Annotated in this window: 8 protein-coding genes and 1 tRNA gene; all 9 read left to right on the top strand. The window is 44.2% G+C overall.

Annotated features, from left to right (window positions below):
• The first annotated feature begins 352 nt into the window (after positions 1-352).
• Entirely contained in the window at positions 353-1588 is a 1236-nt protein-coding gene (locus tag G8O23_RS15245) for a 3-phosphoshikimate 1-carboxyvinyltransferase (RefSeq protein WP_166366396.1), read from the top strand.
• A 190-nt stretch (positions 1589-1778) separates the two neighbouring features.
• The gene (locus tag G8O23_RS15240) at positions 1779-2948 is read left to right on the top strand and encodes a proline dehydrogenase family protein (RefSeq protein WP_166366394.1); all 1170 of its coding nucleotides are present in this window, start codon (positions 1779-1781) and stop codon (positions 2946-2948) included.
• A 20-nt stretch (positions 2949-2968) separates the two neighbouring features.
• Positions 2969-3454 carry a hypothetical protein gene (locus tag G8O23_RS15235; RefSeq protein WP_166366392.1) on the top strand — a complete coding sequence of 162 codons (486 nt, stop codon included), beginning with the start codon at positions 2969-2971 and terminating at the stop codon, positions 3452-3454.
• A 26-nt stretch (positions 3455-3480) separates the two neighbouring features.
• Positions 3481-4605 (top strand): DNA-processing protein DprA, encoded by a 1125-nt coding sequence (gene dprA / locus G8O23_RS15230; protein WP_166366390.1) that lies wholly within the window; start codon positions 3481-3483, stop codon positions 4603-4605.
• 101 nt (positions 4606-4706) lie between these two features.
• On the top strand, positions 4707-5483 hold the full coding sequence (locus G8O23_RS15225; protein WP_166366388.1) for a TatD family hydrolase: 777 nt from the start codon (positions 4707-4709) through the stop codon (positions 5481-5483).
• Between the two features lie 3 nt (positions 5484-5486).
• Entirely contained in the window at positions 5487-6521 is a 1035-nt protein-coding gene (locus tag G8O23_RS15220) for an asparaginase (protein WP_166366386.1), read from the top strand.
• Between the two features lie 69 nt (positions 6522-6590).
• Positions 6591-6678: transfer RNA gene (locus G8O23_RS15215), tRNA-Ser, on the top strand.
• A 72-nt stretch (positions 6679-6750) separates the two neighbouring features.
• Positions 6751-7560: a MotA/TolQ/ExbB proton channel family protein gene (locus G8O23_RS15210; RefSeq protein ID WP_166366384.1), complete on the top strand. Its 810-nt coding sequence runs from the start codon at positions 6751-6753 to the stop codon at positions 7558-7560.
• A 6-nt stretch (positions 7561-7566) separates the two neighbouring features.
• Positions 7567-8025: a hypothetical protein gene (locus G8O23_RS15205; RefSeq protein WP_166366382.1), complete on the top strand. Its 459-nt coding sequence runs from the start codon at positions 7567-7569 to the stop codon at positions 8023-8025.
• The last annotated feature ends 37 nt before the right edge of the window (positions 8026-8062 follow it).

The raw sequence follows: 8062 nt of genomic DNA, 5'->3' as shown, positions 1-8062 counted from the left end.
TATTTCTCAATTTCAATCTGTTAATCTTCCGAACATGACTGGGCAACGCCCCAGTATACAGGTGCAAGGGTTTTAGCAGAAACGCTCGAATTTCCTTGCATTTGACAGAGCAAATCTGTTGTTCAATTATTAGGAAACCAGATGTTTATGTCTTATTCAGCAAGCCCTAGGTATACCCGAATTCCATTATCTCGGATAATCTATATCCAGAGGGCCTGCATAACCGTTTAAGGCTCACAATAAGAGGGTGTTATGATTTTGTTGTGGAAAAATAATCCATTTTTATTAGGCAGGGTGAGCCTTTTTATTAATACATTTGGTGGTTGTTGGGACAAACATAATTTTTTGAATCATGCAAATTTATACAGTATCTAAACCGGATAGCGAACTATTCGGTAGCATATCACTTTCGCCCTCAAAGAACATTAGTAACAGGGACATTGTAATAAGGGCGCTCAAAAATGCTAAGTTCGATATCAAGTCCATTTCAGAGAAGGATGCGGCCAAAGTATTCGCCGAGGAGATTCGTAAGGGCGAAGTGCCCTTAGAGGCCGGCGATCCTGCCAAGGCAATTAGGCTGCTGCGGGCATTTCTTAGCTTTTTTAAGGGCGACTGGATAGTAACCGGTTCGGCCGAGATGCACAAACGCCCTGTGGGCGATGTGATTGATATGTTGCAAAAGCAAGGCATTAACATCAAGTACATTGAGAGGGAAGGGTTCCCGCCGCTAAAGATCATAGGTAAGGCCATTAAGGGCAATATCATCAGGGTCGATGCTATTATTTGTAGCCAATTCATCACCACATCCTTGCTGCTTTCGCCTTCCTTATCATCTGATGATGTGGTAGAGTTTAGAAACCGTATTATCAGCTCACCGTACATTAAGCAAACCCTAAGGTTGCTTAACTACCTTGGAATAAATAGCAGTTGGGATAAGGACGAGATACTTATTGAGAACGACCTGCACGATGAGTCGGCCATGACCGTAGAAGCCGATTGGCTCTCGGCAAGCTATTGGTACCAAATGGCTGCCATATCATCAAAAGTAGAGCTAACCATCGACGGGTTAAACCCCGAAAGTGTTCAGAGTGACGCCATTGTAAAGGAACTGTTTGAACCACTTGGCGTAAAAACAACTCCAACCATGAATGGCGTTTTGCTAACCAAAACCAAGCGTAAGCTAGAACTTCTTGAGTACGACTTCACCAATAACCCTCACCTTATTCCCACCATGGTGGCTACTTGCGTGGCCATGCAGATGCCTTTCCGGTTTGCAGGTATTGGGGTGATGAATTGTATGGAGAGCCAAAGGCTTATGGCCCTTCAGTCTCAGTTTGGCCGTGTAGGAGCCAAGCTTAAAGTGGAGAAGAAGGGCGAACTTGAGACCCTAACATTTGATGGTAAAACAGCATTTCCAAAGGGGACTACGGTTGAGTTCAAACCTCTCGACGACCATCGGGTAACTATGGCGCTGGCAGGGCTGGTGGCCAAGGGGTGTGCGGTTTCACTCGATAACCCTCGGGTGGTATCCAAATCTTATCCAAGCTTTTGGGACGATCTTAAAAAGGTGGGGATACAGGTTGTATAGCTAGGCAAAATGTAAAATGATCATATGCAAATAGTAGAGGGGAGGCAATGCTTCCCCTTACTCTTTCAATGTAACGCCACCAACATTTATAGCAATTTGTTGTTTAGAAATCAAAAGTCTTGCTTTTATCCTCTCATTTTATCATCTTTGAGTGGGTTTTCCATTGTATTAATCTAACGGATTTCACCCAATGCACACATTCAACAATACCGAGATTGCCTTTGCTTGGCGCAACAACAAGGAGCTTCGTAAAGCCCATTTCCTTTTCAGAACCATTGCCCTACCATGGCTGGTAAACCTTGGAAGTTTACTGCTTCGTATTGCTTTAACCATTCGGTTCCCTATTGGCTGGCTTGTTAAGCCCACAATCTTTAGCCATTTTGTGGGGGGCGAAACCCTTGCCGAGAGTGTTCCAACAGTAAACACGTTGGCTCAATTTGGAGTAAAATCAATACTCGATTATTCCGTAGAGGGTAAGGGTACAGCAAAATCACAGGAGGAAGCCTACACCGAAATTCTCAACTCCATTCATAATGCGGCCAGCAGCCCAAGTATCACCTTCTCGGTTTTTAAGCCCACAGGGCTAATTAATGTTGACATTCTTGAAAAGGTTACTCAAGGTATGTCGCTAACAATAGAGGAGACAGAACAATTCGATCTTTTCAAACAAAGGGTTCACACCCTTTGCCACACCTCGGTAAAGGCCAATACTCCCATTCTAATTGATGCGGAGGACTCCTGGTACCAAAAAGCATTGGATGAAGTGGTGCGCGATATGATGGCCGAGTTTAACAAGGAGCAGGTCTTCGTTTACAATACCCTGCAGATGTATCGCACCGATAGGCTTACATTCTTAAAAGAGGCATACCGCGATGCCAAGGAGAATGGCTTTAAGCTGGGTATGAAGTTCGTTAGGGGAGCCTATATGGAGAAAGAGCGGGAACGTGCCCAGAAGCTGGGCTACCCTTCACCAATTCATCCCACCAAGGAGGATACCGATCAGGCCTTTAACGATGGGCAAGAGTTTGCCTTCAATCATCTCGACACAATCTCCATTTTTTGCGGAACACATAATGAGGAGAGCGTGAACAGGCTGTGCCTACTTATGCAAAAAGGGGGCGTGAGTAAAAACGATAAGCGTATCACTTTTTCTCAGCTTTTGGGAATGAGCGATAATATCTCATTTATGCTTGGGCACTTGGGGTATAATGTAACCAAGTACATACCCTATGGCCCAGTACGTGAGGTGATGCCCTACTTAATCCGTCGTGCTCAGGAGAACACGTCGGTAAAAGGGCAAACAGGGAGGGAGTTATCGCTCATTGAGCAGGAGTTGAAACGTCGAAAATCAAAAAGTTAGCCATCATAAAAGTTGACAATATGAAGTTTGATAACGAGCAAACAACCATAAAAATTCAGATGCAGAAGCGAATCATGGCAGTGATATCGGCAGTGCTTGTGGCATTGCTGTTTTTTACTGGGTTCGACAGTTTTCTGGTTGGCCTAATCGGAATTCCCCGCTGGGTCTTCATCATTCTTTTTATGTCGTTCTTTGTGGTTTTCTATACTTATCATCTGCTTGCCGCATCAGCCTTTATATCGTATAACGATGAGGAGAATAAGATTGTACTACGATTCTACCAGCTTAACCTCTTTAAGTCTGATAAGATATCGTATGAAATTCCCAAGCGCGATTTTACAGGGTTTAAAATCAACTACAAGCTAAAGAAACTTCGTGAGGAGTTGGTTCTCTTCAGAAGATATCAAGGAAATATAGTTAAGTACCCACCCATACCCATTAGCGCGCTAACCAAGTCGGAGAGGAGCAAGCTAATAAAAAGCCTCGACAAGTTTGTACCTCGATAGTTCTACTAACGCAGGCATAACCTCCCATGAGCGCTGAGCAGCTGGCATACCAAATAGGCATCGATATGATACCCCGTATTGGGAGTATCAACGCAAAACGATTAATAGCCTATTGCGGTGGGGTAGAAGCTGTTTTTAGGCAAAGTAAGAATTCGCTTACCAAGGTGCCCGGCATAGGCCCTGTTATAGCTAGCGAGATAGCCAACCAATCCATACTCGATAGGGCTAAGGCCGAGGTCGACTTTGTGGTGAAACATAGCATCAAAACCTATTTTTATCTCGATTCTGACTACCCACAGCGCCTTCGACAATGCGAGGATGGCCCCATTGTTCTTTTCTGTAAAAGCAAGCATAATCTTAATTTAGACGATACGAAAGTTATTAGCATTGTTGGAACCCGAAGCATTACCGACTATGGCCGCGGGGTATGCAACGAGCTAATTGACCATCTGGTGAAATGTGGACACTACCCCGTTGTGGTGAGCGGTTTGGCCTATGGTGTTGATGTATGTGCACATAAAGCTGCCCTGAGGAACGGAACACCCACCGTTGCTGTGCTTGGCCATGGCCTCGATACAATTTACCCTTCTGTACATCGATCAACAGCTAAAGACATTTACGAAGCGGGTGCGCTGGTAACCGATTTCCCTTCTAAAACACCTTTCGATCGGAATAATTTTATCAAAAGAAATAGGATTATTGCTGGCCTTGCCGATGCCACCTTGGTGATTGAAAGTGCCGAAACAGGTGGCTCTCTAATTACTGCTGATATTGCCCAATCGTATAGCCGCGAGGTTTTTGCCATACCAGGGCCGGTTGACAGTAAGTACTCCAAGGGGTGCAACCTCCTAATTAAAAGCAATAAGGCAGCGCTTATCGAATCGGCCGATGATATTGAGTTCCAGCTGGGATGGGAATCACCTGCCGCAAAGCCAGAGCCAAAGCAGATGCAGATTATGCCTGAACTTACCGATGAAGAAAAGCAAGTGTTTGGAGTGATAAAGGAGTTTGGGCAGGAGTCCATCGATGTAATATGTTTTAAAACAAAGATGCCAGTGGCAAAAGTTTCATCGGTGCTACTCAACTTAGAGTTTGCAGGCCTAATAAAATGTAGGCCGGGAAAGGTTTTTGCTTTGGCCAAAGGATACTAGTACCATATCCTTTTGCATCAGAAACAACTGCTAGCTATTACTAGCGATTAAGTAAACATTTGCTAAGTTTGTAGCCACCAATAATTGGAACAGTTTCCACAATGCTAATCGATACACATACGCACATCTTCGCAAGCGAATTTAATCATGACCGCACCCAGTCCATAGAACGGGCAAAGGCCGAGGGTATTAGGGCGATGGTTATGCCCAATATCGATAGCGAATCGGTTGAGGATCTACTATCCACTGCCCGGCAATTTCCTGGGTATTGCTTCCCCTGCATGGGGCTACACCCCACATCGGTAAAAGACCACTTCGAGGAGGAACTTCGGGTTATTGATGCTCATCTGACAAAGCAAAAGTTCTATGCAGTGGGTGAAATCGGAATAGATCTATATTGGGACAAAACCTTTATCCAGCAGCAGCGCGAGGCATTCAGGTATCAGGTTAAGCTGGCCAAGCAGCTGAGATTACCCATTATTGTTCACGCCCGGCAGTCGTTTCAAGAAATTTTTGATATTATCGATCAGGAGAACGATTCCAACCTAACAGGTGTTTTCCACAGCTTTACCGGAACGCTTGAGGATTACCAGCATATTGCCGATTATGGAGGTTTTATGGTGGGTATAGGCGGGGTGGTAACCTATAAGCACGGAGGGGTCGATAAGGTTGTGAAGCATATGGATATTGACAGGGTACTTGTAGAAACAGATTCGCCCTACCTTTCCCCTGTCCCCCAAAGGGGTAAGCGAAACGAAAGCGCAAACCTAAAGTATATTGTGGCCAAAATCTCGGATATTCTGAGTGTAACTACCAATGAGGTTGCCAACATTACAACACGCAATGCCGTAAAACTTTTCTCACTAGATCTTCGCTAGCATATGTCGTCATCAAGCACATCGATACTAATTATCTATACAGGGGGAACCATTGGCATGAAGGAAAACCCCGAAACAGGTGCTTTGGCGCCATTCAATTTCAATCAGATTCTTGATGAGGTTCCTGAGCTGCGCAAATTTGGGTTTAACCTCGATACCATATCCTTCAATCCTTTGGTCGACTCATCCGATATCACTCCGGAGTTTTGGGTTAGACTAGCCGATTTAATTCATGAAAACTACCAGAAGTACAACGGGTTTGTTGTGCTTCATGGCACCGATACCATGTCGTACTCCGCATCGGCATTGAGTTTTATGCTTGAGAATCTGAGTAAACCAGTGGTTTTTACTGGCTCTCAGCTGCCCATTGGCAAGCTTCGAACCGATGGTAAGGAGAACCTGATTAGCGCCATTGAGATAGCCGCCGCCACAAGCAATGGACAGCCCCTAGTTCCAGAGGTTACCATTTTTTTCGAGAATCAGCTCTTTAGGGGAAATCGAACCACCAAGTATAATGCCGAGCACTTCAATGCATTTCGGTCCGACAACTACCCAGTTTTGGCTCAGGCAGGCATTAGCATCAACTATAACTTTGCATACATATACTACCCAACGCATAGGTACGAATTGGTGGTGCATAAGCACTTCAATACCAGCGTTGCCATTCTAACCCTTTTTCCCGGAATCACCCCAGCTGCTGTCGATTCGGTGTTGTCAACCCCTGGGGTTAAAGCAGTAATTTTGCATACTTTTGGCTCGGGCAATGGCCCCAGCTCCAGCTGGTTTGTTAATAGGATAAAGGAGGCAGTTAATAGTGGAATACTTGTTTTTAACGTGTCGCAGTGTAAGGCTGGCGGTGTCGATATGGATAAGTACGACAATGGGTTGCTGTTAAAAAAAGCCGGAGTTGTAAGCGGAATCGATATTACCCTTGAGGCTGCCGTGGTAAAGCTTATGTTTATACTAGGGCAAGACATGGAATTCAATGATCTTCAAGCAAAAGTTCAGGAATCAATTAGTGGTGAAATATCTTGCTAGCTATGGTGGGTTTAAATTTTTTTTGTATTTTGCGCCCCTAAAAATGGCGTTGCGAAAGTAATGTTTATTGGAGAGATGGCCGAGTGGTCGAAGGCGCACGCCTGGAAAGTGTGTATACCTCACAAGGGTATCGTGGGTTCGAATCCCACTCTCTCCGCTTGCATTTTTTAAAAACTAATGTAATTTTGTTTAAATAAATCCGATTGTAATAATTTAACGAACTCTAACCATGAAAAAACTATTTGCATTAATTGCAGTTACCGGAATGCTGATGTTTGGAGCATCAACTACCCTTATTGCTCAAGATGAAACAGTAGAATCTGTTGATACCACAATGGTTGAAACTGATACTATTGAGGCTGAAGCCCCAGTAACTGCTCCTGTTGAGGCTGTTGAGCAAGAGGTTACTCTACACAAGCAGCTAAAAACTAAATTTATTGAGGGTGGTCCCGAGTTTATGGGTATCGTTCTTTTGGTACTTATCCTAGGTTTGGCTCTAGCCATCGAGAGGATCATTTACCTTAACCTTGCAACCACCAACACCGAGAAACTTTTAGCCAAGGTTGAAGAGGCTATGAAGAACGGAGGCGTTGAAGCAGCCAAAGAGGTATGCCGGAACACCCGTGGCCCAGTAGCTAGCATTTTCTACCAAGGACTTGACCGTTCTGAAGAAGGCATTGATGTGGTTGAAAAATCGGTTGTTACTTACGGATCGGTACAAATGGGACAGCTTGAAAGTGGCCTTACTTGGATTGCCCTTTTCATTGCTATCGCTCCTATGTTTGGTTTCATGGGTACTGTAATTGGTATGATCGCAGCTTTCGACGCTATTGAGGTGGCTGGTGATATTTCACCTTCGCTCGTGGCTGGAGGTATCAAGATTGCTCTTATTACAACCGTATTCGGTCTAATCGTTGCTATTATTCTACAGGTGTTCTACAACTACCTTGTATCAAAAATCGATAAGCTGGTTAACACCATGGAGGATGCTTCAATCTCTCTAATCGATATACTTATGAAGTATAACACTAAAAAATAAGACCTCATGTCCAATAAATTAATCGCATTAATTACAAAAATAATTTCTTGGGTGATTATGGGCGCTTCCATTATCGTGGCTTTGGTTTTCTTCTTCAGAATTTCAGGAGCCGAGGCCGATATGGAGGTAATTATTGCAGCACCCTACATCAACTGGGCAATTATACTATTGCTGATAGGTGCAGTTTTAGCGGTTATTTTCCCGCTAGTTCACTTTATCCTTAACCCCAAGAACATAGCAAAAGTACTAGTTAGCTTAGGCGTGTTAGCAGCAGTATTCTTAACGGCTTACTTGCTATCAGACACAACGCCTATAGTAACAGCAACTTCTGCATTGGAGCCAAATTTCTCAGATCCTGCGGTTCTTAAGCTTGCCGACACAGGTATCATTGCCACGTACATTCTACTAGGCACAGCTCTTCTTGCGCTCCTTTTTACAGGAGTTCGAGGGATTTTTAATCGATAAGCAAATATGGGTGAACCTTATGTTCACCCTTTAAAAA

Source organism: Perlabentimonas gracilis (assembly GCF_011174675.1).
GTDB lineage: Bacteria > Bacteroidota > Bacteroidia > Bacteroidales > Tenuifilaceae > Perlabentimonas > Perlabentimonas gracilis.
Note: the sequence above shows the minus strand (reverse complement) of the source record. Positions and strands in the feature narration are given on the sequence as shown.